The following is a 1,092-nucleotide window of genomic DNA, read 5'->3' as shown; positions in this document are numbered from 1 at the left end:
CCCTTCCAGAGCTAAAGCCAGACAGATTGCAGCCTTTTACATTTATTACCCTTTGCAAAAGTCGCCGGTCAAAGAAGCCTAAGCTACACTGTCTCCTTCGTTAAAACTTCGGTGATCATAAACGTTGTGGATCGGGAAAACGTAGTACAACAGCTTTGGGGCAACGAGCCGAGAGGGTAATCACCGTCTTCATTAGCTCCTTAAGTTGCTACCATCCTTACACGCTTCCCAAATCCTTCCCAGGAAATGAATTCGACGCCCTGCTTTCGTTTTATGCTCTTCTGTATTGAAATACGAAGTTATTTTAAATAGTCAATTTCCCTGGATCTTTCCTGGTGTGAAATATGTCTAGAATAATGACTTCTGATTCAGTTCGTTGATATAAAATTTTAAAATCCCATTGAATAATAAATCTGAACCTTTCATCATTTAAAATTGGATCCCTCGGATATTCGATTCGTTTATCCTCTAAAGAAGTGGCTTTTCCGACCAACGTTTCAAGTACTTTTTCAGCTGTTTCCGGGCTATCTTGATATACATAATCATAGATGTCAGCCAATGCATTCCTGGCTTTTTCTGACCAGACAACTCTCATATTTTCCGGTTCTTCACATAATCCTGTACTTCATCAGAAGTAAAATTTTTGCCCCCGGATTGAACCTCTTTGCTTATATCTTCAATTCGTTTTTTGTACTGATCGCGGTTTAAAGACTCTCCGTTTGTTGTGTAAGCGACCGTTTCAGTTTCTGCTAAAATCTCCTCAATTTTACTTAAAACAGAATCGTCCTCAACGTCTAGAATTTTTTTTGTGATATCGAGTTTTCGATCTGATTTTGTGTCCATTTTGCAAATAATAACTTCATAGCATTCATCAAAAATATAACGAACAGTAAACTTAATTCATATCGTGATACATTGAACGACCCTTACCATTGGAATACCTCTTCTATCCATTACCGTTGGCTTCAGCCAACGGTTGGAAGCTCTATTCTAAGATGTGGGCTTTAGCCCCATTCCCTTCCAGAGCTAAAGCCAGACAGATTGCAGCCTTTTACATTTATTACCCTTTGCAAAAGTCGCCGGTCAAAGAAG

The 1,092-nt window shown here is 39.1% G+C and carries 2 protein-coding genes; both read right to left on the bottom strand.

What is annotated here, in order from left to right:
• Nucleotides 1-304: 304 nt before the first annotated feature.
• Entirely contained in the window at nucleotides 305-595 is a 291-nt protein-coding gene (locus L6773_RS21225; RefSeq protein ID WP_237856679.1) for a type II toxin-antitoxin system RelE/ParE family toxin, read from the bottom strand.
• Nucleotides 592-843 (bottom strand): hypothetical protein, encoded by a 252-nt coding sequence (locus L6773_RS21220; RefSeq protein ID WP_237856678.1) that lies wholly within the window; start codon nucleotides 841-843, stop codon nucleotides 592-594. The genes L6773_RS21225 and L6773_RS21220 overlap by 4 nt, the downstream gene beginning before the upstream one ends.
• Nucleotides 844-1,092 lie beyond the last annotated feature (249 nt).

The organism is Rhodohalobacter sulfatireducens (genome assembly GCF_022012475.1).
Classification (GTDB): Bacteria; Bacteroidota; Rhodothermia; order Balneolales; family Balneolaceae; genus Rhodohalobacter; species Rhodohalobacter sulfatireducens.
Note: the sequence above shows the minus strand (reverse complement) of the source record. Positions and strands in the feature narration are given on the sequence as shown.